This window comes from Candidatus Ozemobacteraceae bacterium (assembly GCA_035373905.1).
Lineage (GTDB): Bacteria > Muiribacteriota > Ozemobacteria > Ozemobacterales > Ozemobacteraceae > MWAR01.
This window is the reverse complement of record DAOSOK010000005.1, coordinates 16,845-41,577: the sequence shown is the minus strand read 5'-3', so window position 1 is coordinate 41,577 and position 24,733 is coordinate 16,845. Positions and strand designations below refer to the sequence as shown.

The 24,733-nt window shown below is 62.9% G+C and carries 18 protein-coding genes and 1 pseudogene; 8 read left to right on the top strand and 11 right to left on the bottom strand.

What is annotated here, in order from left to right:
- Positions 1 to 17: 17 nt before the first annotated feature.
- From PLU72_03430 to PLU72_03410, 5 genes and pseudogenes are all read right to left on the bottom strand, one after another.
- On the bottom strand, positions 18 to 1,163 hold the full coding sequence (locus tag PLU72_03430; GenBank protein HOT27215.1) for an FAD-binding oxidoreductase: 1,146 nt from the start codon (positions 1,161 to 1,163) through the stop codon (positions 18 to 20).
- A 92-nt stretch (positions 1,164 to 1,255) separates the two neighbouring features.
- Positions 1,256 to 1,519, bottom strand: a pseudogene (locus tag PLU72_03425) ((2Fe-2S)-binding protein).
- Positions 1,520 to 1,535: 16 nt separating this feature from the next.
- Entirely contained in the window at positions 1,536 to 2,021 is a 486-nt protein-coding gene (locus tag PLU72_03420; protein ID HOT27214.1) for a 4Fe-4S binding protein, read from the bottom strand.
- A complete protein-coding gene (locus tag PLU72_03415; GenBank protein ID HOT27213.1) occupies positions 2,015 to 3,112 on the bottom strand; it encodes an NAD(P)/FAD-dependent oxidoreductase in 1,098 nt (365 codons plus the stop codon). The genes PLU72_03420 and PLU72_03415 overlap by 7 nt, the downstream gene beginning before the upstream one ends.
- The gene (locus PLU72_03410) at positions 3,109 to 3,423 is read right to left on the bottom strand and encodes a (2Fe-2S)-binding protein (protein HOT27212.1); all 315 of its coding nucleotides are present in this window, start codon (positions 3,421 to 3,423) and stop codon (positions 3,109 to 3,111) included. Before PLU72_03410 ends, PLU72_03415 begins: the two co-directional genes overlap by 4 nt.
- A 220-nt stretch (positions 3,424 to 3,643) precedes the next feature.
- Between PLU72_03410 and PLU72_03405 the strand changes: the two genes are divergently transcribed.
- The 3 genes from PLU72_03405 to PLU72_03395 are packed head-to-tail and all read left to right on the top strand — an operon-like array spanning position 3,644 to position 7,263.
- Positions 3,644 to 5,533: an adenylate/guanylate cyclase domain-containing protein gene (locus tag PLU72_03405; protein ID HOT27211.1), complete on the top strand. Its 1,890-nt coding sequence runs from the start codon at positions 3,644 to 3,646 to the stop codon at positions 5,531 to 5,533.
- Positions 5,530 to 6,666 (top strand): hypothetical protein, encoded by a 1,137-nt coding sequence (locus PLU72_03400; protein ID HOT27210.1) that lies wholly within the window; start codon positions 5,530 to 5,532, stop codon positions 6,664 to 6,666. Before PLU72_03405 ends, PLU72_03400 begins: the two co-directional genes overlap by 4 nt.
- A 15-nt stretch (positions 6,667 to 6,681) precedes the next feature.
- On the top strand, positions 6,682 to 7,263 hold the full coding sequence (locus PLU72_03395) for a hypothetical protein (protein HOT27209.1): 582 nt from the start codon (positions 6,682 to 6,684) through the stop codon (positions 7,261 to 7,263).
- 12 nt (positions 7,264 to 7,275) lie between these two features.
- Here PLU72_03395 and PLU72_03390 read toward each other — a convergent pair whose 3' ends face one another.
- Genes PLU72_03390 through PLU72_03375 form a run of 4 tightly spaced genes read right to left on the bottom strand, consistent with a single transcriptional unit; the run spans position 7,276 to position 14,326 of the window.
- Positions 7,276 to 8,007: a pseudouridine synthase gene (locus PLU72_03390; protein ID HOT27208.1), complete on the bottom strand. Its 732-nt coding sequence runs from the start codon at positions 8,005 to 8,007 to the stop codon at positions 7,276 to 7,278.
- A 6-nt stretch (positions 8,008 to 8,013) separates the two neighbouring features.
- A complete protein-coding gene (locus PLU72_03385; GenBank protein ID HOT27207.1) occupies positions 8,014 to 9,759 on the bottom strand; it encodes a hypothetical protein in 1,746 nt (581 codons plus the stop codon).
- 57 nt (positions 9,760 to 9,816) lie between these two features.
- Positions 9,817 to 12,894 carry an ATPase, T2SS/T4P/T4SS family gene (locus PLU72_03380; protein HOT27206.1) on the bottom strand — a complete coding sequence of 1,026 codons (3,078 nt, stop codon included), beginning with the start codon at positions 12,892 to 12,894 and terminating at the stop codon, positions 9,817 to 9,819.
- Positions 12,887 to 14,326 carry a tetratricopeptide repeat protein gene (locus tag PLU72_03375; protein HOT27205.1) on the bottom strand — a complete coding sequence of 480 codons (1,440 nt, stop codon included), beginning with the start codon at positions 14,324 to 14,326 and terminating at the stop codon, positions 12,887 to 12,889. Before PLU72_03375 ends, PLU72_03380 begins: the two co-directional genes overlap by 8 nt.
- A gap of 110 nt (positions 14,327 to 14,436) precedes the next feature.
- On the opposite strand from PLU72_03375, the gene PLU72_03370 reads away from it, so the two are divergent.
- A complete protein-coding gene (locus PLU72_03370) occupies positions 14,437 to 15,876 on the top strand; it encodes an AAA family ATPase (protein HOT27204.1) in 1,440 nt (479 codons plus the stop codon).
- Between the two features lie 62 nt (positions 15,877 to 15,938).
- On the opposite strand, the gene PLU72_03365 is transcribed toward PLU72_03370, so the two are convergent.
- Both PLU72_03365 and PLU72_03360 read right to left on the bottom strand, forming a co-directional pair.
- Entirely contained in the window at positions 15,939 to 17,756 is a 1,818-nt protein-coding gene (locus tag PLU72_03365; protein HOT27203.1) for a penicillin-binding transpeptidase domain-containing protein, read from the bottom strand.
- Between the two features lie 89 nt (positions 17,757 to 17,845).
- The gene (locus tag PLU72_03360) at positions 17,846 to 18,400 is read right to left on the bottom strand and encodes a LysM peptidoglycan-binding domain-containing protein (GenBank protein ID HOT27202.1); all 555 of its coding nucleotides are present in this window, start codon (positions 18,398 to 18,400) and stop codon (positions 17,846 to 17,848) included.
- 253 nt (positions 18,401 to 18,653) lie between these two features.
- Here PLU72_03360 and PLU72_03355 point away from each other — a divergent pair, with 253 nt between their 5' ends.
- From PLU72_03355 to PLU72_03340, 4 genes are all read left to right on the top strand, one after another.
- Complete coding sequence (locus PLU72_03355; protein HOT27201.1) at positions 18,654 to 19,868, top strand: exonuclease SbcCD subunit D C-terminal domain-containing protein; 1,215 nt, start codon at positions 18,654 to 18,656, stop codon at positions 19,866 to 19,868.
- Complete coding sequence (locus PLU72_03350) at positions 19,865 to 23,542, top strand: AAA family ATPase (protein ID HOT27200.1); 3,678 nt, start codon at positions 19,865 to 19,867, stop codon at positions 23,540 to 23,542. The genes PLU72_03355 and PLU72_03350 overlap by 4 nt, the downstream gene beginning before the upstream one ends.
- Positions 23,543 to 23,896: 354 nt before the next feature.
- On the top strand, positions 23,897 to 24,151 hold the full coding sequence (locus PLU72_03345) for a type II toxin-antitoxin system prevent-host-death family antitoxin (GenBank protein ID HOT27199.1): 255 nt from the start codon (positions 23,897 to 23,899) through the stop codon (positions 24,149 to 24,151).
- A complete protein-coding gene (locus tag PLU72_03340) occupies positions 24,148 to 24,609 on the top strand; it encodes a type II toxin-antitoxin system VapC family toxin (GenBank protein ID HOT27198.1) in 462 nt (153 codons plus the stop codon). Before PLU72_03345 ends, PLU72_03340 begins: the two co-directional genes overlap by 4 nt.
- Positions 24,610 to 24,733 lie beyond the last annotated feature (124 nt).

Sequence of the window (24,733 nt, the reverse complement as noted above, 5' to 3'; positions counted from 1 at the left end):
CGTTTTCGGACCCGGCGTCAGACGACGGATTTTTCGCGGTGGAACTCGCGCTTGCCGCGGAAGCGGCGAACGTGCAGGTCGTCGATCGGGAGGGAGGTCTTCCCCGTGGTGACCTGCTCGGCGAGAAGCTCGGAAACGGCCGGGGCCAGCATCAGGCCGTGGCCCGAGAAGCCGTTGGCCTGGTAGAAGTTCTCGACCTCGTCGACGGGGCCGAGGACCGGCTGGGCGTCGGCAGTCATTTCGTACAGGCCGGCCCACTGGCGCACGATGCGCAGCCCCGCGAGTTTCGGGAACAGCAGCGTGAACCGGCGGCTCATCTCGAACATGAAGTGCATCGAGCTGCCGACGAAGGTGCCGACCGGCTCGTTCGGATCGCCCATGCCCATCACGACGCCGCCGCTGTGCTCCTGGCGTGCGTAGAGACCGATGCCGAAGTCGATGATCATCGGGTTCCAGAGCTTCTCGACCGGCTCGGTCACGAGGATCTCATGCCGGTACGGATCGACCGGAATCTCGACGTTGAGCATCTGCCCGATCGTGCGAGAGAAGCTGCCGGCGCAGTTGAACAGGATCGGCGTCTCGTAGGTGATTCCCTTGTCGGTCATGACGAAGAACACGTTGCTCTTCTTCATCAGGCCCGTCACGTTCGTCCAGAGATGGATCTCGGCGCCCAGCCGCCGCGCGGCGTTGGCGTAGGCTTGGGTCAGCAGGAACGGGCTGATGTGGCCGTCCGTCGGGCACCAGGTCGCGCACTCGATCCGGTCGACGTCGAGATAGGGGTTGATCTTCTTCGCATCGGCCCGGTCGACGATCTTCACGTCGAGGCCGAGCCGCCGCTGCATTGCGACGTTCTTCTCGAACTGGGCCGTTTCTTCGGCGCTGTGCGAGAGAATCAGGTAGCCGCCCTGGAAGAACTCGGTCTTGTAGCCCAGCTCCTCCTCGATGTGCTCGAGGCGCCTCACCGACCTGATGGCAAGCCGCGTGTTCGCCTCGGTGCTCCACTGCTGGCGAAACCCGCCGCCGCACCGGCCGGTCGAGCCGCTGGCGAGATACCGCCGCTCGATCACGCAGATGTTCTTCATGCCGGCTTTCGCCAGCTCATACGCGGTGCTGACACCAAGTATACCACCGCCTATAATAATCGCGTCGAAGGAAGTCTTCATGCCTTCTTCCCTCCCTTCGGGGCGGTTTTCTTCGCGGCGATCTTCGCGGCCTTTTCGGCCGCTTTCTCGGCGGCCTTCTTCTCGGCTTCGAGCTGTTCCGCATACTCGTTCATGATCAGCTTGAACGGCACCGGCCGGTTCGGCGGCCGGAAGGTCGGCGGGTAGATCTCGCCGGCGGGCTTCTTCAGCTCGCGGCTGATGATCTGCGACACCAGGCGGCGGCAGGTGCGGCCCTGGCAGGGCCCCATCCCGGCGCGCACCAGGCGCTTGATCTCGTCGATCGTCGTGGCACCCTGGCGGATGGCGGCGATCACTTCCTCCTCGGTGATGTCCTGGCAACGGCAAACGATCTTCATCGTCCGGTCTCCTTCCTCACGCCACCCTGATCGCGCGCACATCGAGCGCGCGGTCTTTCGGGATCTCGATGGTCACGACATGCGTCCTGTCGAACTTCTTCGCCGACAGCACCTTGAGCACCTTCGCCTCGCACACCGGCTTCCCGGTTCGGTCGAGGCCCTTGACCACCTGGCCGACCTTCGGCACGGGCTGCATCTCGTAGGGCAGCGAAAGGGCGGCCGAGCGCTGGGCGTGGGTCATGTCGAGAACGAAGATCGCCAGACCGGGACAGCGCGGCACGCAGAGGCCGCAGCCGATGCAGCGCGCCGCATCGAGCGTCGGGCGATCGGTGATGCCGGCCTTCATCGAAATCGCCTTGGACGGGCAGGAGGAAACGCACGGGTCGCACGGGATATCCTGCAGGCACTCGATGATCGCCACAGGTCCCTTCTTGAACCGCTCGTCGGTCGGAAGGACGGTCGCGAGTTCTTCTCGGGTGATGATTCCATCGTTGATCAGCATGCCGCAATCTCCTTCTCGATCTTCTCGCGGCCCCAGCGGATGCGCTCGCCGGTCGAGCCGGACCGCAGCGTCCGCAGTTCAGAAAGCGCGTCGGAAACGACTTTCACCGCTTCGGCGCTCTCGCCGCGAACGCTCTCGGTCGCGCGCGCGCCGGCGATGCGGCCGCCCAGGATCGCCGTCGTGGCTTCCTCGATGCCCGAAGCGTCGCCCGCGACGTAGACGTGGGGGTTCGTGGTGCGCATGTTGACGTCATGCAGCGGAACGAGGCCGCCCAGCTCGCCGACGTGAACCATCTTGCAGTCGGCCTGCTGAAACAGCTCGATCAGCGGCGAAAGACCGACCGCGAGACAGATGCAGTCGCACTCGACGTCGAACTGGGTGTTGGGAACCATCTGGAACTTTTCGTCGACGCGGCACAGCCGCGCCCCGGTGACGCCCTCGGTCCCGAGGGCGCTGACGATGGTGTGGCCGGTGTAGATCGGCACGCCAAGACGGCGAATTTTGCTGGCATGCACGAGGTAGCCGCCGATCGTTTGCATCGCCTCGACGAGGCCCACGACCTGGACGCCGGCCTGCATCAGCTGGTAGCTCACGATCAGGCCGATGTTGCCGGAGCCGACCATCAGGATCTTGTTGCCGGGCCTGATTCCGTGAACGTTCATCAGTGTCTGGACCGCGCCAGCACCGTAGACGCCGGGCAGGTCATTGTTCTCGAAGTTCAGGCTGTTCTCGACGGCGCCCGTGCAGACGATGACGCGCTCGAACGTGACTTTCTCATACCGTTCCGGCGAGAGAATGCCGGCTTCGGTGTCGCCGTAGAAGCCGACGACGGAAGTGTTGAGCAGAATCGTGAGGTTCTTTTTCAGCTCGGCCGCCTGTTTCAGAAGCTCCTCGGCGATCGTGAAGCCGCGGATGCCCGCGTCGCGCGCACTGCTGCCGAAGAACCGGTGGGTCTGCTTCACGAGCTGGCCGCCCAGGTTCGGGTTGTCGTCCACGAGCAGCACCTTCGAACCGAGCTGGGCCGCGACGATCGCGGCGGAAAGGCCGGCGGGTCCGCCGCCGACGACCAGGATTTCCGTCTTTCTGCTCATGGCTTGATCACCCCGTGGCCTTCCTGGCGGTTCACGACCATGCCTTCCTTCAACGGCGTGATACAGGTCATGACGTTCACTTCGCCGTCGACTTCCATCATGCAGCTCGAGCAACGGCCGATCGCGCAGAAGAATCCGCGCGGCCGGTGTTTGTGCGGGCTGTGCCGAAGCAGCCGGACGCCGGCTGCGTGCAGGGCCGCGGCGATCGGCTCGCCTTCGAACCCTTCCATCTTCTTTCCCTCGAACGTGAACGATACCTTTTTCCCCTTCTTGAATGACAGAATGGGGTGATCGTCTATTCGCAGGCTCATTCCTGTTCCTCCTTGGCCGCCCGTTTCGGCGTGAAATGCAACGGCGACCGCCGCCATGATAGCACACCGCCGCAATCCTGCACGAAATTCCACATGAAGTCTGGAAATAGAGCCATGGCAGAAGGTCGGGCGGGCTTGAAAACCCGTTTCTACAGAAACATGGCGAGGCGGATGAGCGTGTGATACGCTTATTCACACGCAATCACCCATGGAGATGACGATGCAGACCCTTTCACGGACTACGCTGGCGCTGATGTTCTGCGTCCTCGCCGCCGCCCTGCTGTGGCTGCCCCCCGTAGCCGACCTGGAACGCTGGAGCATCGACCGGCGGTTCGCCTGGCGCGGCCCGCGGGCGCCCCTGTCCGACCTGGTCATCGTCGGCATCGACGACGCCTCGGTGCGCGCCGCCGAGCGCCCGGGCTACCTCTGGAACCCCCTGTATGCTGAGTTCCTCAAGGGTATTGCCCAGGCGTCGGCCTCGACCGTCCTGCTCGACATCGTCTTCAAAGCCGGATCGGACCTTGCTCTGCGAGAGTATATCGGCCGTTTTTTCGCCGACCGCGGCTTTGAAATACCATCCAATATATTACGTCAGTTCAGCCTCGACCAGCCCCTCCGCGAAGCCGTCCTGACCGCAGGCCGGGCGGGACTGCGCATCGTGCTCGGGTACACCTGGGAAAAGGGACAGCCGCTGACGATCGAGGACGCTCTGCTTCGTTCCGTCCCCTTCGGCCAGGTCGGTTTCTTCAACGTCTCGACCGACCCCGACCGCTCGATTCGGTCCGCCGTCCTGTACGGGCGCGAGCCCTCGACGAACCGTCTGCTGCCCTCGATCGACCTCGTCGTCGCCAGTCTCAGTCGGCCGGGCCTGTTCGCCGTCGCCGGGGACGGTACTCCCACCGCCGCCGGACATCCGCTCGCCGATGCGGACGGTGAGCGCGAGGCCCTGATCGATTTCGCCGGCCCCGCGGGCACGATCCCGATCGAATCCTTCAAGGACGTCCTGGCGGATGTTCGCGAGCACCCGGAACGGCTTGCGCGTTTCGCCGGCAAAACGCTGCTGGTCGGCGTCATCGAGATCGCCGACGTCAAGATGACGGCCGCGGGGCTGATGTCAGGCATCGAACTGCACGGCAACATCATCGAAAACCTGGTCAATCGCCGTTTTCTTCGGCAGCCTCCCGTGTGGTTCGAGCCTACGGCGCTTGCCGTTCTGCTGTTTCTCATGACGGCGGCATGGGGAAGAAGCCTCATGAGCGGCCTTCTGCTGACCCTGCTCGGGAGTCCCGCCTGGTTCGTCCTCGTCACCCAATCGTTCAAGGCCGGCCATCTGCTTCCCTTCGCACGCCCCACGCTGCTCTTGATTGGCGGCAGCGCCCTCGCCGCCCTCTGGATGTACCGGCGCGCCGAGGAAGGCCGCCGGAAAGTGCGCGAGCTGTTCGGCAGATACGTGAACGATTCTATCGTATCTTCTATATTACAGCAGTCGCCCGACTCGTTCATCGGCGGAACCCGCCGCGAGGTCTGTGTCATGTTCTCCGACATCCGAGGTTTCACCACGTTTTCTGAAAACAGGTCTCCCGATCAGGTCGTGAAATTTCTGAACCGGTATTTCGAAGGGCTGACCGAGATCATCCTCCGGCACGACGGCGTGGTCGACAAGTTTCTCGGAGACGGGCTGATGGCGTTCTTCAACGCGCCTCTCGACACGCCCGACTACGCCATCCGCGCGACGGACGCCGCCCTCGGGATGCGGGAGTTCGTCCGGACTGAGGAAATCCGCCGGCTGGTCGATCCGTTTGTCCTGAAGATCGGGATCGCGCTCCACGGGGGACCGGCCCTGGTCGGCAACATCGGCTCGATTCGGAAAACCGAGTTCACGGCGATCGGGGACACCGTGAACACCGCTTCCCGGCTCGAAAGCTTGAACAAGGAGTACGGAACGGATATCATTGCAAGCGAGACACACGTCAAGCTGACCGGCCGGGCCTTCGAATGGCGCTTCCTCGAAGAGAAGCCGATTCGCGGCCGGGAACAGTCGATTCGCCTGTATGCCCTCATCGGGCGGGCCGGGAGCAACCCGGTTCACGGCAGAGGAGAACGATCATGAGAACCTTCACCTTCAGACACGCGCTCCGGATCTTCGTGTTCGCCGCGGCGGCAGGCTCGTTCGCCGCGTGGGCGGGGGACGCCGCGCTGATCTCGGCAATCGATGGAAACAAGGTCTGCACAGCCACTCTCGACGATGCAACCTGGACGCCGTTGCTGGGCGAGACGATTCCCGAGAAGACCGGTCTCGACGTCGGCGCCGATACGACCGTGAACCTCGTCCACTTCGGAACGAACAGCGAGGTTACGTTGCCGGCCGGCGCCAGGGTCACCGTTCTGATGAACAGCATCGAAGGCCTCGCATCGGGTACAAGTCAGGCGAAGCTCGAGGAGATGCCGCAGGGCCTCGACCTCGAAGCCCGCCACCAGCAGCAGGTCGGGGCCGTGAACATGCAGCACATGGCCCAGGCTGCGCCTCAAAAGGTGCTCCGGGCGAAGGCCGAGATACGCCCGGCGCCCGAACCGTCCGGTTCCGGCCCGGCCGCTCCTCCTCCCCCCCCGACGCCCGTCGTGATGCCGGCACCGGCTCCCGTTACGGCTCCGGACATGTCGGAAGCCATGGACGTGCAAAAGCGCATCGGACTCACCAGGGGCGGCAAATTCAATAAAGGTGCCGATATCATCGATTTCGAAGAGGGAGCTTCGGCAAGGGAACAGGCAAATGCCGCTCTGGAAGCAAAAATTGCCCTCGAGGAGAAGTTCGACGCCTCATCGGCTCTCATGCGCACGGTCTCGATCGCCCTTCCCGTCACCCGCCTGACCGACCGGCTCGGCCGGCTCGAAACCCTGACGATATCGCGCGTTCCTCAGTCGTTCACGTCCAGGGACATTGCCGACGAACCCGGCGTTTCGACCGGCACCTGGGCCCTAGCCGACGTCCGGCTCCTCGGCGGCGATTCCCAGGCGGACGTCAGGCTGACCGGCCCGGACAAGCGCGAAGCCGCCCTCACCGTCGCCTTCCTCGAGGACGCCGACGTGTCCGTTTCGACGGCCGTCCGCCTCGAGTTCCGGGGATTCCCCGCCCAGGCGGCGGCTGTCTGGATCGAACTGTTGAAGCGGGAAGCCGTGTCGACCGAGATCGCGGCCGCTCATCTGCGGCGCCTGGCGGCGGCGATCGTGGCGAAGCTGCATTGACCGGGAGTTCATCCGATGCCGACCACGCGCGAAACCCCCCTGCTCGATATTGCCTGGCGCCAGACGAAGGGCGTCGTCCTGTTCGCCGACATCGAGGGGTTTTTCCCGATGGCCGGCAAGATGAAACTCGGCGAACTCTGCTCGTTCACCCAGGCGCTGTACAGCCTCTGGGGCGGCGAGATCAGGCACCAGCGCGGCGAGGTCGTCATGCACGTCGGCGACTCCGTCGTCGGCCTGTTCACGGCGGAGGGGTGCGGCAGCGCCGATCCCGAATGGTGCGCGACGCTGGCGGCGTTCCACATCTGCAAGGCGGCAAAAAAACTCCGGCCCGACCTCGAGATCAACGTCGCGCTGAACATCGGTGAAGTTGCCGACGGCCGCTGGGAAGAGCAGGGCCGCACCATGCGCGCACTCCTGGGCGACCCCGTCAACCGCGCCGCCGTCATCCTGAACGGCAAGCAGAAAGGCATCTTCGCGACGCCACCGATCGTCGACGTGCTCGGGCCGCGTGTGAAAACCGAGAAATTCTCGCTTCGCATGACGTCCGGCAACGGGCAGGACGAGACCGTGTACAAGCTTATATCGCTTGTATTATAGAATAAACGCGGTTCATTTCCCGAGCCCTGCGGCTTGCCGCAGGGCTTTCGTTTCGGCTTCGGTCAGCGGCCGGGTTGCGCCAGGCTCCAGCGTGCCGAGGGTGATCGGGCCGAAACTGATGCGGTGAAGGGCCGTCACCTCCCGGCCCAGCGCAGCGAACATGCGCCTGATCTGCCGTTTCCGTCCTTCTCGCAGGGCGACGAGATACACGCCGGGTTGTTTCGACGGCTGCAGGCGGCACGGCGCCGTCAGGCCGTCGTCGAGATCGAGGCCTGAGGCGAATCGTCGTTGCTCGTCGGCAGACAGGGGTGTTCCGCGAATCTCGACCCGATATCCCTTCTCGACCTTATATCTGGGATGCAGCAGACGATTCGCGAGTTCTCCGTCATCCGTCATCAGCAGGAGACCGGTCGAATCGAGATCGAGCCGGCCGATCGGAAACAGGCGGGGAAGGCCCTTCGGAAGAAGGTCGGGAAGCGCTTTCCGCCCGTGCTCGTCGGACATGGTGGAAACGTATCCGAGAGGCTTGTGGAGGGCGAGATAGCATCTCCGCTCAGCGGAAGGAGCCGTCACCCGGCGCCCGTCGACCTCGATCGTGTCGACGTCCGGATCGGCTTTGGTCCCCTGCTGGTCCACCACCCGCCCATTGAGCCTGATGCGGCCGGCATCGATCCATTCCTCGACGGCGCGTCTCGACGCGATGCCCCAGGAGGCGAGCAGTTTCGTGAGACGGACGGGGTCCATGCCGGGTCAGCGGGCAACGCGACGAGCCGTCACGATGAAGGACATCAGGCGCCCGGCCTTATGGTCGCGATAGCTCCCCCGCTCGAAGAATGGTTCTATAACGCCTGGTATTTTCTGAAGCGCCGGAAACAGATCGGAAAAGATGAGCCGGCTTTTCAGCGTCAGCCCCGTCATCGAAAAGCGTTCGGGCTGATCAGCCGCGACGCCGGTGACGATCAGGCCTTTCTCGAGTTCCTGCTCGGGCCTGTTCCACGGAAGCGATGCCCGGACAAGCGTGTCGACCGTCGCGATGATCGCCGCGGAGTCGGGAGCGTCGCCTTCCGAAAGAACCAGCGTTGTCCTGCACCGGGAGCCCGGAGGGCAGTCGACGGAAAGAGACCGGATACGCCTGCCGTATTCGCCCCGCAACTTCTCGAGTAGCTTCGTCGCTTCGGAAAAATCACAGGCGGCGACCAGCCTTCGTCCTCCCTGGACGTTCCTGTCCTCGAGAAGCTCCGCGAAGCCCAGGAAGCGACCGAGCGAGGTGTCGACCGCGACGTTTCCGCCGGCGGCGGCGGGCGCCCGCCCGAAGCCGACCGTCAGCGAGCCGCTCTCGAGGCTTTCCCGCCGTTTCGCGCCTTGGTAGGTCAGTCCTAGGGTTGCAGCGACCGGCTTCAGGGATTCCACATCCTGCTCGGTCGTGACGACGGCGTTCATCTGGATTCCCGCCGGGGCCCAAGAGAACTGAAGGCCGCCGCGACGCGCGGAGGGCCATGGGGCGCTCAACAGCCCAACCACGTCCGCGAGCGGCGAGACAGCCTGTTCGGCCTGACGACCGGAGGGCGAGGACGAGCCCGTCAGCAGCGTCACGGCCCACATCGGCGACGCGAGGGGCACGGCATCGACTTTGAGAATGGCCTGCCCGCTCTCCCGGGCGATCATCGCACCGGCCTCCGCCAATTGCTCCGGCGTGAGGTTCAGAACCATCCTGTGAAGCCGGCTTCCGTCAGGCGCCATCTGGACGCTTATCTCGCGCAGATCGCGGCCGTTCCCCAGCCGCTCGAAGCGGCCGATCAGGTCGGCGGCGGGCATGAACGCGGCATCGTCGCTCAGGTCGAGGGTGAACACCTGCACGGTTCCGACCGTCGAGCGGGAGATCGTTTTCGACATCGCCGGAATCGCGCTTCCTCCCCGTTTCAGGACAGCCGACAATTCGCCAAGGCTCGGCGCGACGATCTGCAGCGAGCGAGGACCTTTCGTCTCCACGCTGCAGCTGTATAACCTGATTCCGTCGATCGCCGGCCGGGCCATATTGAAAACCGGCATCTCGTCGAAGGGCACGAGCCGAACCAGGGCGTCGCCGCCGGCGGTTTCTCCCGCGTCGGCGTTCAGACGCAGGACGAGATCGAACAGCGCCGTCCCCGCAGGCGAGCTCGAGGATACGGACGGCCTGACGACGAACTTCTCAACCAGAACGGTCCTTTTCCGGCGAAGCTTTTCCACGAGCCGCTTCACGTCGGCCGTTCCCGGGGCCACGACCGAAACCTCGACCAGAGACTCTCCACCGGCGGGGGCGGCGGTCAACGCGCAGCGGCTCAGCTCGAGTTCGGCCTCGGCGGCCGTGCTCATCAGTTCCCCGACGATATCGCCGGAATCGCGCAGCGTCGAAACCGCGTCGGGAAAAGCGGACGGCCGCTGCGCGAAAACCGGTTCGCACGAAAACGCCGCGAGCGTGCAGACGATCAGGCCCAGAGACGAAAGCTGGCGAAGCATGGCGGTTCCTCCATTCCGGTAGGTATCCACTGCCGGCGGCCGAGGCCGCCGCCGCGGTCAGGAGGCCGCGGGGAACTCGATCGTGACGAGCGTGTTCGCTCCGGGCGTGCTCTTGACGAGGATCTGGCCGCCGCAGGCGTTCATCAGTTTCCGGCTGACGGCGAGGCCGAGACCGAGCGTTTTGCGGCCGAGCGGCGAGAACGGCGTGAACAGCCGCGCCTGGTCATCCGGGGAAATGCCGGCGCCGTTGTCGAAGATGACAAGCTCTACGCGATCGGCCGCGCCGGGCTTGAGTCGGCTCATGACCTTCAGTTCGCCGTTCGGCTTCAGGGCCATCAGGCTGTTCACGACGACGTTGGCGACCACGTGACGGAAATATTCTATATCGAAATATATATTCGGAAGGTCCTTCGCGAGGTTCTTCGCCACTTTGAGGCCCTGACCGATGTCGGTACGCCCCGAGAGAAGCCGCGCCGTCACGACGTGTTGGCGGAGCTTTCCGATGATCTCCGTGTCGACCAGCTCGTTGAGCGGCAGAGCGGCTCTCGATGCCGCGGGCGCGCCGAAGTGGTACATCATGTTCCGGATGTTGAAATCCATTTTCTGGCCCTGGGCCTGGATGATCGGAAGAGCCTTGGCGGGGTCTCCCGCCTGGGCCAAGGTCTGAATCTGCGCCAGGGGATCGGCGAGGCTCGACCTGAGCATCTCGGGCCCGATGGCCACCTGACCGCCCGCCGGCGCAGAAAGCTTTTCAAGGCTCGCCCGAAACGCCTGGAGTTCGCCGGTGAAGCTGGTGAGCGCGCCCATATCGGCGGGGACCGCCCCGAAGGCGGCCGCGGCGGCGGCCGGCTGGGAAGCCGGAACGGAAACCGCACCTTTCTTCGCACCGGGCTTTGAGGCGCTCTGATCGTCTCCGCCGGCGTCGAGCGTCGTGCGGAAGATCTCCTCGACCGTCGTCCGCTTGTTCAGCAACTTGTAGATCGCCGACTCCCGCAGGGAAAGCATGCCGTCGGCGAGGGCCTGCCTGCGGAGGTCTTCCGTGCTGGCCTTGTTCTCGATCATCTCGCGGATCTTGCCGGTCATTCCAAGCACCTCGTAGATGCCCTGGCGACCCTTGTAGCCGGAGTTGTCGCAGTCCTGGCAGCCCGTGCCCTTCGAGAAGGTGAGGTTGTTGAGATCGAGCTCCGTCAACCGCAGCTTCTGCAAGAGCTGGGGGGTGATCCCAAGGGATTTGACGACGTCCGGCGGCGGCTTGAATTCCGTCGCGCACGATTTGCAGATCTTCCGGACGAGACGCTGGGCCTCGACGACACGAATCGAGGTCGTCAGGCTGAACGGTTCGATGCCCATGTTCAGCAGGCGGCTGATGGTCGAGGGCGCATCGTTCGTGTGGAGCGTCGAGATGACCAGGTGGCCGGTCATGGCCGCCTTGATCGCGATGCTCGCCGTTTCGAAGTCGCGGATTTCGCCGATCATGATGACGTTCGGATCCTGGCGAAGGAACGAGCGCAGCGCGGCGCCGAAGTCGAGGCCGATGTCGGCGTGGCACTGGACCTGGTTGATGCCCATCAGGTTGTACTCGACCGGGTCCTCGGCCGTCATGATGTTGATCGCGGGATTGTTGAGCAAAAATAGCGATGAGTATAGAGTGGTCGTCTTTCCCGAACCGGTCGGGCCCGTGACGAGCACGATGCCGTTCGGCGACTTGACACCGTCCATGAACAGTTCGAGCACGTGCGGCTCGAAGCCCAGGTCGGTGAGGTTGACCTTCAAGTTGCCCTGGTCGAGCAGGCGCATGCAGACCTTTTCGCCCCAGACGCACGGCACGAGCGAGACGCGCAGGTCGACTTTGCGGTCGGCGAGATGGAGCTTGATGCGGCCGTCCTGTGGCACGCGCGTCTCGGCGATGTCGAGGTTCGACATGACCTTGATGCGGCTGACGAGACCGGCGTGGGCCGCCTTCGTGGGCTTCATCTGCAGCTTCATCACGCCGTCCTTGCGGAATCGCACGCGAAGCTCGTCTTCGAACGGCTCGATGTGGATATCCGACGCGCCGCTCTGGACAGCCTGCGTGATGATCAGATTCACCAGCTTGATGATCGGCGCGGCGTTCTCGCCGAGGTCTCCCAGCCCCTCGTCACCGCTGTCGGCGGCGCCCGCTCCGCCCACCTGGTCGGCGAGGGCGTCGACGCTTTCGCCGTACAGCTTCCCGAGAGCGGCCGTGATCGAAAGCTCGGAACTGACGACCGGCGAAATGCGCATACCCGTCATCATCTCGATGTGATCGATCGTGATGATGTCGGTCGGGTCGGTCATCGCGACGACCAGTTTGCTCTCTTCCTTTTTGACCGGGCACAGGATGTGGTCGTAGCAGAGCTTCTTCGGAAGCAGCGTCGCCAGCACCGGGTCGACGAGGCTTTCTTCGAGATCGATGTAAGGGATGTCGAACTGCTTGGAAAGGGCGATCGACAACTGTTTGTTCGAGAGAATGCCGTTCTTGACCAGGTAGGCGCCGAGGCGCGTCTTGTCCTTCTTCGCCTTGTCCAGCGCATCCTTCATCTGTTCGGCCGTGCAGTATTTGGAATCGACGATGATGTCGCCGAGCCGCTTGCGAGGGCCTTTTTTGCCGCCTCCCGTCGATGCGGCCGGCTTTTTCTGGTCTGAGAGCTGCTTGAGGCGCTTTTCGAGGGCGTCCCAGAGAACCTTGGCCGGCTTGAGCGCGAGCGTCGGGTTTTTGGCCCCGAGCGTCTGGAAGATCTCGGAGGATTTCGCGGGAGCCAGCATGCCGACCAGCAACTCCTGGCCGGTCAGCTTGATCGGAATCGCCTTGTGCTCGACCATCAGCTCGAGCGTGAAAAGTTTCAACACTTCCGACGGGATCTGCACGGCATCGAGGTCGATGAAGGCGACGTCGAGAATCATGGCCTCGATCTCGGCCAGCATTCGGGGCGTCACCTGCTGCCGGGTGGCGACGGCGAAAACCAGTTCGTCGGGATCGGTCTTCTCTTTCCGGAGAGTGTCCCACTCTTCGTTGGAGACGGCCTTCTTCTCGCGAAGCAGCACGCCGAGCTTCTGAAGCATGAACGAGTCGGTCGGAAACGCGGGGAAACTCCCCTGGAACAGCACGTCATCCATTGTCGGTTGGTCCTCGATCTTCCGGCATGGCTGCGAGAATGCGCTCGGCCATCCCGGCGAAGGCCGGCCGCAGGCCGATCGTCAGCGCCTGCATCAGATGCTGCCTCGCCTTGGCCGGCGCCTTTTTCCGCAGGAGCATGCCGAGCTGGAACTGGGCGTCGGCGTAACGCGGGTTCAGCTCGATCGCCTTCCGCAGGCCCCGTTCGGCCGCGGCGCGCTTTCCAAGCTGGAGGGAGCACAACGCCATCCAGTAGTAGGCGTCGGGATACCGGCTGTTCATACCTGCCGCTTCCTCGAAATGCCTCAGGGCGTCGGCCCAAAGGGCGTCTTCGAAATACTTGATGCCCAGGTTGATGCGGCTGGCCGCCATGTCAAGCTCGATGACGGCGATCTTCTTCAGTTCGATCAGCGCCTCTTCGAGATACCCTTGCCCGAGAAGGGTCTCCGCGGCCTGGAACGCCGGCGCGACGCTCTGCTTCTTGTGAAGCACCATCTCGCGATACGCCGAAACGGCCGCGTCGAAGTTTCCCTGCATTTCTCGGAGGGTCCCGAGGTAGAAGTAGGCGGCAGTGAGACCGGGATGTTTCGCGACCAGCTCCTCGAGCAGCGAGCCCGCCTCGCAGAACGCGCCCCGGAACAGGAGAGCCTTTCCGAGGGAGAGGCCGATGTCCGGGTAGTTCGGGTGCGCCCCGTATTCCCGTCGCAGGCGAGTGATCTCGAGGTCGAGATCGGCGATGCGCATGCGAAGACTGTCGAGATTACGCCGGGCGACGGCCATCTGGGGCTGGCGGCGCAACACCTCTTCGAAACAGCCGCGCGCTTCGTCGAGACGGTACATTTCCATTCGGAGCGAGCCGAGGTTGTTCACCACGCGCATGTCTTCGGGGGCCAGGCGGCGGGCTTCCATGAACTGTTCCTCGGCGTCGCGGAACAGGCCGCGGGCGAGGAAGATATTGCCGAGATTGTTGATGATTTCCGGATCGTCGGGGAACAGCGTGTTCGCCTGTCGAAGCGTCTTTTCGGCCTCCTCGAGATGCCCGAGGCGCCTCTGAATGCTCGCTTTCAGGAGAAGCAGGGGCTTGGACTCGGGAACGATCGCTTCGGCGGCGTCGAGCCGGGAAAGCGCTTCCTGTGTTTTGTCCAGGCGGAGGAGCTCCTCGATCTTGCTGCCGAGGGCACCGGATCCCTCGATGACCAGCTGCCGGGAAAGCGTCTGAGTCTCATCGTCGAAGGCGGTCTCGATGAAGGAGGAAAGCTGACCGGTGACCTCGCTGGACTTCTTGCGGGCCGCCTCCAGCATGAAGGCGATGTTCGGGTATTCGGGGTCGAGCTGCTGTACCATGCGAAACTCATGCAGTGCGGCCGGGAAAAAACCGCCCCGGAAATAGTGGATGGCCCTGTCGAAGTGTTCCTCGGCCTCTTTCGCTCTCATCGTCGTCCCGTCAAATGTGGGGTGTTGCCTTATGGTTGGGTTGGTGATACACTCTGGTATACCCTATCAGATAGTGCTTGTCAACGGGAAAACCCCCCAGGAGGGCTTCCATGGATTCCACCCCCGGAATCAAGATGAAGTTTTGTGAGTCACTGGACCGCTTTGTCGCGATTCGGGCGTTCACGCCCGAACAGAAGCAGCAGCTCTTCAAGAACATCAAGATCACTGACAAGAAGTCCTACAAGCGTCTGATCATCAACGCATCGGTAGTGAACTACCTTGACGAGATCGCGCCCCTGGTGTTCGGGAACAACGAGTACCCGCTTCTAGGCGAGATCATCGAGCAGGAGTTGTATAACCTGTGCGTCAAGGTCAACCCTTCTCTCGACATCAAGGAAGTGACCATCCAGGTCGACGAGAATCAGCCCCAGGGCGCGATTCCGATGCTCGGTTCCGAGGCCGCCGACGAGGCGAAGGCGAAGAACCAGCGCTTCATGGAGATCGAGAAGCACCTGAAGAAGCGCATCATCGGCCAGGATGAAGCCATCACGGCCGTTGCCCAGGCGATCCGAAAGGCCAAGGTCGGCCTGAAGAACCCCAAGCGGCCGATCGGCAGCTTCATCTTCGTCGGCCAAACCGGCGTCGGCAAGACCGAGCTCGCGAAGGCGCTGTGCGAGTTTCTGACCGGCAGCGAGACCGATCTCGTCCGCGTCGACTGCTCGGAATACGCCATGAGCCACGAGTATTCGAAGCTCATCGGCGCGCCCCCCGGCTACATCGGCCACAATGAGGGCGGCTACCTGACCGAGGCCGTCAAGAACAAGCCGAACGGCGTCGTCGTGTTCGACGAGATCGAGAAGGCGCATGAGAAGGTGCATAACCTGCTCCTGCAGCTGCTCGACGAAGGCATTCTCACTGACAGCAAGGGCGAGATGGTCAGCTTCCGCGAAGCCTGCATCATCATGACCACCAACGTCGGCGTCAGCGACATTACCTCCGAGGAGAGCAAGCCGGGCTTCCGTGTCGGCGGCGACGCCGCCAAGGCCAAGACCGACAGGCCGAAAGAGAAGCTCGAGGAGCTGTCGCACGCGCAGAAGACGAAGATCACGCGCAAGAGCCTCGAGAAGAAGTTCCCGCCCGAGTTTCTCAACCGCATCGACGACATCATCGTGTTCCGCGCCCTGACGAAGGAAGACAACCTCCAGATCCTCGATATCATGCTCAACGAGGTCGCCTCGCGGCTCTCGAACCTGAACATGAAGATCGAGTTCACCAACGAACTGCGAACCTTCCTCGTCGATTCGGGCACCGACCTGAAATACGGCGCCCGCCCCCTGCGCCGTTGCATCCATCGCCACATCGAGAACCCGCTCGCCGAGCTGATCCTGAAGGGCGAGCAGTTCAAGGCCGGCGACATCATCTCGGCCGTGCCCGGCAAGGACGCCGACGGCGAAGACACGGCGGCGTTCAAGGTGACGGGCCAGTTCGAGGTTCCGAAGCCCGATTCGGCCCCCGTGCCGCCGGTCCCCGAGCAGACCCCGAAAAAATAGCAACAACTATAACGGCATCGCCTTCCGGACCCCGGAAGGCGATGCCGTTTTTTATCTACACCCTACTTGCGCGCAATGCGCGAGTTCGCGGCCCCGCCCGGCGCCTTTCCCGTATACAGTTCGTAGGCGATGCGCCCGGCGAGCGACGCCGCACGCACCGACGAGAAGCCGGGCTGACCGACCAGCACGGTGAGAGCGAGATCCCGGCCGCCGGTGCGGGTGAAGCCGCCGAACCAGGTGAACAGGTAGTGCGGGTCGGTCCCGGTCAGGGTGCCGGTCTTGCCGCCGCTCGCGGTTGCGAGATCCGGGCAGGTCTTGTAGCAGGCGAAGCCGCGCTTGCCGGTTCCGTGGATCGTCGTCGTGCGCATCATTTCGTAGATCTGCGTGGCCACGCCGGAGGGAATGGGCTGGGCGAGCGGGAACGGCTGTCGCCGGAACACCACCTGGCCCTTGTGGACGATATAGTCGACCAGGTAGGGTTTCATCATGCGGCCGCGGTTGAGCACGGTCGAAACGATGCTCGAGACGTGCATCGGCGAGACTTCGAACTCGCGATTCAGCCCGGCGGCCGATTCCCCGAGTTTCACGCCGGAATCGGGGATGTCGGCGACGGATTTCGTCACGGGCAGGTCGAAGTAGAACGGCCGGTTGAACCCGAACGCGTTCGCGTAGGCGAGGAGGACGGATTTGCCGACCGCCCGGCCGACGACGCCGAAGACGCCGTTGTGGGACTTGGCGAACGCGCGCCACAGTTCGAGCGAGGCTTTGCGGCCGATGCGGATGCGGCTGGCGGGAACGACTTTCTGCCGGTCGATGCCCGCGGCGGCGGTGATGATCTTGAAGATCGAGGCAACCGGGAACGTGGCTTTCAACGCCCAGTTGTCGGTAATGAAGCCGGGCGAGTCGGGCGAGAGAACGTTGCGGCCTTCGGAAGAGGTCAGGGCGAGAATCGCGCCCGTCTCGGGATCCTGGATGACCGCGGCTCCCATCTTGGTCGTGTAATGCTTGAACGCGCTTTCAACGAGGCGCTGGAGAGCAGGCCTGATCGTCATCACGATCCGGGTGTCGGCGTTGTAATCGACGACGTACCGGTCGAGGCCGGGGTCATATCGCCAGGGGCGGCTGGGGAGAAGGCGGATGACCTCGAGAATCGAAAGCTGGCGGCCATCCACCGGGGCGTTCGCAGCCTGTGCCGCGGAGGACTCCGGAGTCACCGCGGCCGGCGCCGGAGCGACCATCGGCACCGAGACGGGGGCCATGGCCGAGGCCGGTTTCACTTCGGGGCGCATGTCGATGACGGGGGACTGGTTGTCGGAATTCACGGTTGCGACGGTGGTTTCCGGCGTATCGCCGTCGATATCTTCGGAACCGCTGGCGCACTCTTCACCGTCCTCCCCGGACTCGTCGTCGTCGGTCGTCGCGAGGGCGTCGGCGGTGAAGGAGGCGGCGCCATTCGCCTCTTCGATGACTTCTTCGTGCGGGGCCGCCATCTCGTGCGATTCGCCTGCGGCGGCAGCCACGGAGGCTTCGATCATGGCGGCACCGGAGGTGTTTTTCATCGCCAGCCCGGCATTCATCGTGATGCTCATCGAGGACGTCTGCGAGGCGGTCGAGGTCCGCATCGCGGCCGTTTCGACCCTGCCGGAACCGCTCAGGGGCAGGGATTTGAACTGGACCGCGGCGAATCCCGCAGGGCCGGCGTCGGGCTTCCCGAGGGACGTAGTACGGACCGCGCCGGTGGTGAAGACAGCCGTGCCGTTTTCCTCGGAGACGAAGAATACAAGCGCGTCGACGATCGACGAATCAATCGCGAGCGTCATGAACATGAGGTAGCCCACGATGCACAGCAGGTTCAGCGACTTGATGGAGGTTGATATCATGCGGTTCCTGGTATGATTTCAGCGGATTCCGCCCGGCGAGGGCGGCGGCGGCGCACCGTGACGGGGCGGCGCAGGGCGTTGGGGTTCGGTCAGCGGGCGGCCAATCGGACGACCAGGCCGGTGCGGGGCAGGAGCAACCGCTCGCCGAGCCGGAGGGCCTTCTCGTCGCGGATTCTGTTGAGCCGGACGATCGCCCCGGTCATGCGGGTGTTGCCATAGAGCTTCGTCGAAATCGAATCGAGCGTGTCGCCGCGTTCGATTGTGTATTCGAGATACCGCCCCTTGTCCTGAACCTGCGGCCCCTTGGCCGCCGTGGCTTTGGCCAATTCCTGCGTGGCGGGAGCCGTTTTCGGAGCGGCCGCGACCGGCTCGGGCGGAATCGTCCTAGCCGCCGGGGCGAATGCGCCTTCGGGGGCCGGCCGTACCGGCTGCCGAATGACCGGTTGGTTGATCAGGCTATCGATGCGCCCCACCAGCAGCGGCGACGCCGGCCGGTCGATGCCCGGCACGACGGGCGACTGCGGCCCGATGTCTCCGTGAATGGTGAAGGCGAAGGCGATCTGCAGCATGAACAGACCGACGACGAAGAACAGGAACAACCCGCGATGCGATGCGGGTGAACGGCGTTTTGCGCGGGAGATCATGAAACAACCTCCAGAATAGGCTAGAAAACCTATCGGCATCCCCCGCCCCGTTCATGAGCGCTCGGTTGCCTGATCCCGTAAGAGATAGCTTTTTCCAGGATTTCCGTATCAAAGGAGGGCTCATTTGCATTCATCGTGCTGACTCACAAAGGCAACATTTCATTCAAAACGAATCTGATAGGATATACAAACCTTGCCTCGAAATTCCGGAACTTCACACGTTCCTGGAGTGAGGCGTCTGGGAGGGCGTGCAATGAAGGTTCTTCATACGTCGGACTGGCATCTCGGGCAGTTGCTGAAACAGCAGAAGCGCGACGAGGAACACCGCGCGTTTCTGGAATGGCTTCTCGTCACAATGAAGGAAGAAGCCGTCGAACTCCTTCTTATAGCTGGTGATATATTCGACTCGGGCCTGCCGCCGAACTACGCCCTCGAGATGTATTACTCCTTCCTCAGCCGGTGCGCCGCGCAGGGCTGCCGCAGCGTCATCGTCACCGGAGGCAACCACGACTCGCCCGCGACGCTCCAGGCGCCGAAGCCCGTTCTCAAGGCGATCAACGTCACCGTCACCGGCATCCGCGACCGGGAACAACCCGACAACGACCTCGTTCTCGTGCGTGACGCCGCCGGAAATCCCGCCGTTCTCGTCTGCGCCATTCCGTTCCTCCGCGATCAGGACGTCTACATTCCACAGGTCGGGGAGAAAGGCGACGTCCGCACCCAGGGCATCATCAGGGGAACGGCCGACTGGTACCGCCGGCAGGTCGATCTCGCCCTCGCCCGGCGGCAGGAACTCGGCCGCCCCGACCTTCCCATCATCGCGACGGGCCACCTGTTCGCCGAAGGCGCTTCCCTCGCCGGTTCCGAACGCGAACTCTACGTCGGCAACCTCGGCGCCTTCCCGGCCGCCTGCTTCCCGGGCGAAGCCGCGTATGTCGCTCTCGGTCATCTGCACCGGCCCCAGGTCGTTCCGAACCATCCGCGCGTCCGGTATTCCGGTTCGCCCGTTCCGTGCTCGTTCGACGAGGCCGCGCACGAGAAACAGGTGCTCGTTTTCGATTCGGCGTCCCCCGACGACGCCCGGGCGATCCCGGTCCCCGTCTTCCGCCGCCTGGCGACGGTCAGGGGCGATCTGACAGCCATCGGGCATCAGATCAACAAGCTCATCCATGCCCCCCTGAGAACCTGGGTGTTCGCCGAGTATACGGGCGACCTCCTCATGCCCGACCTCGAAGACAGGGTGAACGACCTAGCAAAGAACCTCCCCGTCGACCTCATCGGGTGCCAGGACCTCTCACACCGGGTCACGGTGGCCGCCGAGCCCCAGCGCTACGCAAACGAACTGACCCCGAAGGAAGTGTTCGAGTTGTGCATCGAGCAGTCGGGACTCTCAGAAGAAGACAGAGTCCAGGTCCGCGAAGCTTTCCAGGAAGTATATCTGAAGGTATGTGAGGGAGCAAACGCATGAAAATCCTGAGCGTCCGGTTCGCCAACATCAACTCCCTCAAGGGCGATTTCGAAATCGACTTCACCAACCCGGAACTGGCCGGCCGCGGCATCTTCGCGATCACCGGCCGCACCGGGTCGGGCAAAACGAGCATTCTCGACGCGATCACCCTCGCCCTGTTCGGAGGAACCCCGCGACTGGACATCTCGACGAAAGAAAACGAGTTGATGAGCCGGGGAACCGGCTTCTGCCAGGCGGAAGTGACGTTCGAAGCCGTCGTTGACGGCCGCCAGCTCCGGTTTCGATCGAGATGGGAACAAAGACGCGCCCGCGGCAAACCAGACGGTGCCCTGCAAGCGGCCCACATGCAGCTCATTCAGGAAACCGACAAACGGCCGGGCGACACATGGGAATCCACGCGGCTCTCCGAAGTCCCAGGCAAGGTCGAGGAAATCACCGGGCTCGACTACAAGCGGTTCACCCGCACCTGCCTGCTCGCCCAGGGCCAGTTCGCCGCCTTCCTCGAGGCGAAGCCGAATGAACGGGCGCAGATTTTGGAACAAATAACAGGCACCGATATATATCGTAATTTGTCTGTCGAGGCCTATCAGCGTAACGCCGAGGTGGAAACGAAGGTTACGGAACTCCGTCATCGGCTCGAAGGCATCACCCTCCTCAGCGACGAAGAGTTCGACGCTCTCAGCAAGGCGTCCGAGGAGCTCCGCAGGAATTGGGAGGCGTGCGACGGCCGCAGGCAGGAGGCCCAGCGGCAGATTGCCTGGATCCGGGAGTTCCAGGCTCTTCTCCAGAACCGGAACGACCTGCTCGCCCGTCAGCAGGCCCTCGCCGCCGAGCGCGAATCGCACGCCGCCGAGTTCCGGAAGCTGGAGACCAGCCGGAAAGCCGAGCCGGCACGACTTCCTCTGGCGCAGTGCGATGCACTCGAGCAAAACCGCAAAAGCCGCGAAACCGAGCTGAACGCCGTCGTTTCGGGAATTCCCGCCGCACGCGGTGAGTGTGAAGCCGCGCAGGTCGCGCTGGAGCAGAGCAGAGCCGCGAAAGCCGAGTTCCAGAAGAGTTCTGCCGTCGAACTCGACCTGATCAAGAACGTCAGGGCCGTGGACCAGAAACTTCGCACCAGGCTTGAGACACAGGCAAAACTGTCCGCTCAACTCGAAGACCTGGGGAAGAAAAAGACGGAGGCGGAAGGCCGGGTCCGCACGATCGAAAAGACGATCTCGTCCTGCGAGGCAAAAAGGAGCCGCCTCGAGGAGGAACTCGCGAAAACGGCGATCGACGCCTCGCTTGCCGGAGACCTGAAGGCGCTCGAAGCCCTCGCCGGCCGGCACGGAGAGATCGAGAAAAACCTGCACGCGACGGCGAAGGAACTCGAGAAGTGCCGGAAAAACCTCGTGACGGCGAGGCATGACGTCGACACGCTCGCAAAAAGCATCGAAAAGGCCGAGAAAGAAGTCGCAAAAAAGGCGGCAGAGCTTCAGAAACAGGAAGAGTCGCTTGTTCATACCTTCCGCGGAGCCACGGTCAAAAGTCTGCAGACGGCGGTCAGAGATGCCGCGAAACGGCTGACCGGCGCGGAGGAAGCGCAGAGCCTCGCGGGGGAGCTCCGGGAGGCGGCCGGCGAAGAGCGCCGCATCAGTGAAGCCGTCGCCAGGAGAAAAGGCGAGGTTACGAAAGCCGCCGCCGCGGTCGAAGAGCTCGAAGGGAAGACGACCGGCTTCGAAGCCGAGATCGAAGAACTGAACGAGCAGAAGACCCGTCTGAGCATCACGGCTTCGTTCGAGGACCAGCGGCACCTGCTCGAGGACGGCAAGCCATGCCCCCTGTGCGGCGCTCTCAAACACCCGTTTGCCGCCGGAGTTGATGGAACCTCGGAGATGAAGAATATCGAAGCCCGGCTGAAAAAGGCGAAGGCCGCGCAGAAGAAGAACGCGGAGTCGCTCAAAAAAGCCCGAAGCGCGCATCAGACGCTGGTTGCCGATCAGGCAGCCGATGAGCGCGCGGTCGCCGACCTGCGTAAATCGGCGGCAGTCGCGCAGGAAAAGTGGAAAAAATGCGCCGAACATCTCGCCGAGGGTGTCACCTTCGAAGACGAGACGCGCCTGACGGAACTGGTCGAAGCGGCCGGCGCCTCGCTCAAAGCTGCGGAAAGCGCGTTCGAGAAGCACCAGGCGGCGACGGAGGCGCTGGAAAAAGCGTCGAAGGCCGTGACAGCGAGTCGCGAAAAGCTTCAGGGTCTCGAAAAAAATATGGCGACCGCTATTGGAAAGCGGCAACAGCAGGAAACCCTCGAGCAAACCTTCGAAACAAAGCGCCTGGAATTGCAAGCCCAGCTTCAGGAAACGGTCGACCGGCTGAGAAGCAATATCATGGTCTATGGTTATTCCGAGTTCGACGAGCAGGTTCTGCCCAGGCTTCGCGAGCGGTGGGAAACCAGGCAGGAATCGCAGAAACAGCTCGAACGGACGCTCAAGACCTGGAACGACGAGAAGACGAAACTGGCCGGCGCGACCAGCGAGCTGGAAGCCCTTTCCCGACAGATATCGGCCGTCGAAGGCGAACGGAAACAGGTGGCCGAAGAGGTGGAAGCCGTATCCGCGGAACGGCGCGAACTGTATCAGGACCGGAACCCCGACGTCGAGGAGCGGAAACTCCGGAAGTCGGCTGCCGAGCACCAGGCCGGGGAAGACGAGGCGGCCAAACGCTACCAGTCCCTGCTGGTTGCCCTGGAACAGCGGATCACGACCGAGAAAAATCTGCGGGCCGCCCTCGAGTCGCTTGCCGCCGAGATCACTGCCGCCCGGCAGGCGCTCGACGCGGCCCGGTCCGCCGGCGGCTTCGCGGATGAAGCGTCTCTCCGGGCCGCCCTTCTGCCTCCCGACGAAGTTGCGCGACTGGGCGGGCTCGAGAAGCGTTTCCTGACCGAGTCGGCGCAGATTCTCGGCAGTCTCAAGGGAATCGACCGCCAGATCGCCGAGAAAGAAGCCGTGCGCCCAACCAGTCTTCCCCTCGAAACTCTCATCGAGCAGGAGCAGGAAGCCGCGGCGGCGGCGCACCAGGCCCAGGTGCTCTGGCAGGAGCGCGCGAACGAACTGGCCGTGCATGGCAATAACCGGGAGCAACATCGAGACATCGCCGCCCGTATCCAGGAAATCCGGAAGGAGGGCGAACGTTGGGCGAAGCTGAACGCGCTGATCGGCTCATCGAAAGGCGACAAGTTCCAGGAGTTCGCCCAGGGCCTGACGTTCTCGAACCTCGTGTACCAGGCAAACCGGCAACTGGAGAAGCTGTCAGACCGGTATCTCCTGGCGAACGACAAGCTCGAACTGCGAGTGATCGACAATTACATCGGGGGCATGCAGGCGACCGCAAAGAACCTGTCGGGCGGCGAGAAGTTCCTCGCCAGCCTCGCCCTGGCCCTGGGCCTCGCCCACATGGTCGGCCGCAAATACCGCATGGACACCCTGTTTATCGACGAAGGCTTCGGCGCCCTCGACCCCGAGACGCTCGAAACCGCCCTCTCCGTGCTGTGCGCCCTCCACCAGCAGGGCAAGCTGATCGGCGTCATCTCCCACGTCGAGTCCCTCCAGGAACGCCTCCCCTCCCGCCTCGAAGTCACCCGCCTCGGCGGCGGCCACAGCACCATCACCGGCCCCGGCTGCACCCGCCACGGGTGATGATGCGACAAAGGCGTTCCATCTTTCATCGCAGTATTACTCGTCTCATATGTTGGGCAACAGCTATCACGAGAAATATAATTCCTCCAGACCGACATGACACAGCTGTTCGTCCTGGGCTTGTCGAAGGGCGAGTGAATTCGTGCTTCGACAAGCTCAGCACGAACGGCATCGAGTATGCGAGTATACGGGATGAGTGTCGTGTTACTTTTGCGACGAGTAGTAAATCGACATTTTGCACAAGTAAGTACCATGAAATGTTCATACTGTTTGAAAACAGTCACAACTGGTATTTGACAGTATCAACTAGTCAGACTAGACTAATATCGAGTGATGCGAGACTGACGGAGGTTTATGATGAAGCCGAAATGGAAACTGCAGGATGCGAAGGCGCAGTTCAGCAAGGTCGTCGAAGATGCGTTGAAACATGGTCCCCAGTATGTGACCCGGCATGGCGAAACCGCCGTCGTCGTGGTATCGGCCGCGGAATATGAAGAAATGACGACGCATCGTCAGTCGTTCGGGGAATTCTTGCTTTCCTGTCCCAAAGCAAGCACGAATCTCGATCTCGAACGGAAGAAGGACGCTCCGAGGAAGATCGAACTGTGAAATACCTCATCGACACCTGTGTCATATCCGAAGTCGTCAAATTGTATCCGAACCGACAGCTCCTGGACTGGCTGACAAACACGCCATCAGAACGTCTGTTCATGAGCGTTCTGACCATCGGGGAAATCCGGAAAGGGATTGCGAAGCTTCCCAGTTCGAAGAAAAAAGCCAGGCTTTCAGAATGGCTGAACACGCTCATCGAGGACTACGAAGACAGGATCCTTCCCATCGATCTGCCCGTTTCCGAAACATGGGGCGAACTGCAGGGCGCGGCGGAAAAGAACGGTCTTCGCGTATCGACGATCGACGGTCTGATCGCATCTGTCGCCAGGGCCCATAACCTCGTCCTGGTCACCCGGAATGAAAGCGATTTCAAGGCATGCAACATCCCGCTGTTCAACCCCTGGGCCGAGGAACCTGCCCAGTCGCATCGCAAACATCCTTCTTCCGCCAGATAGCATATATAATGGTATAACTGGGGTGATGACTCCAGGCACGATTGCCGATTCATGATGGAGGTATCATGATAAGAGGTCTCTCGTGCTTCGACGGGCTCAGCACGAACGGGAACGAAGAAACGGG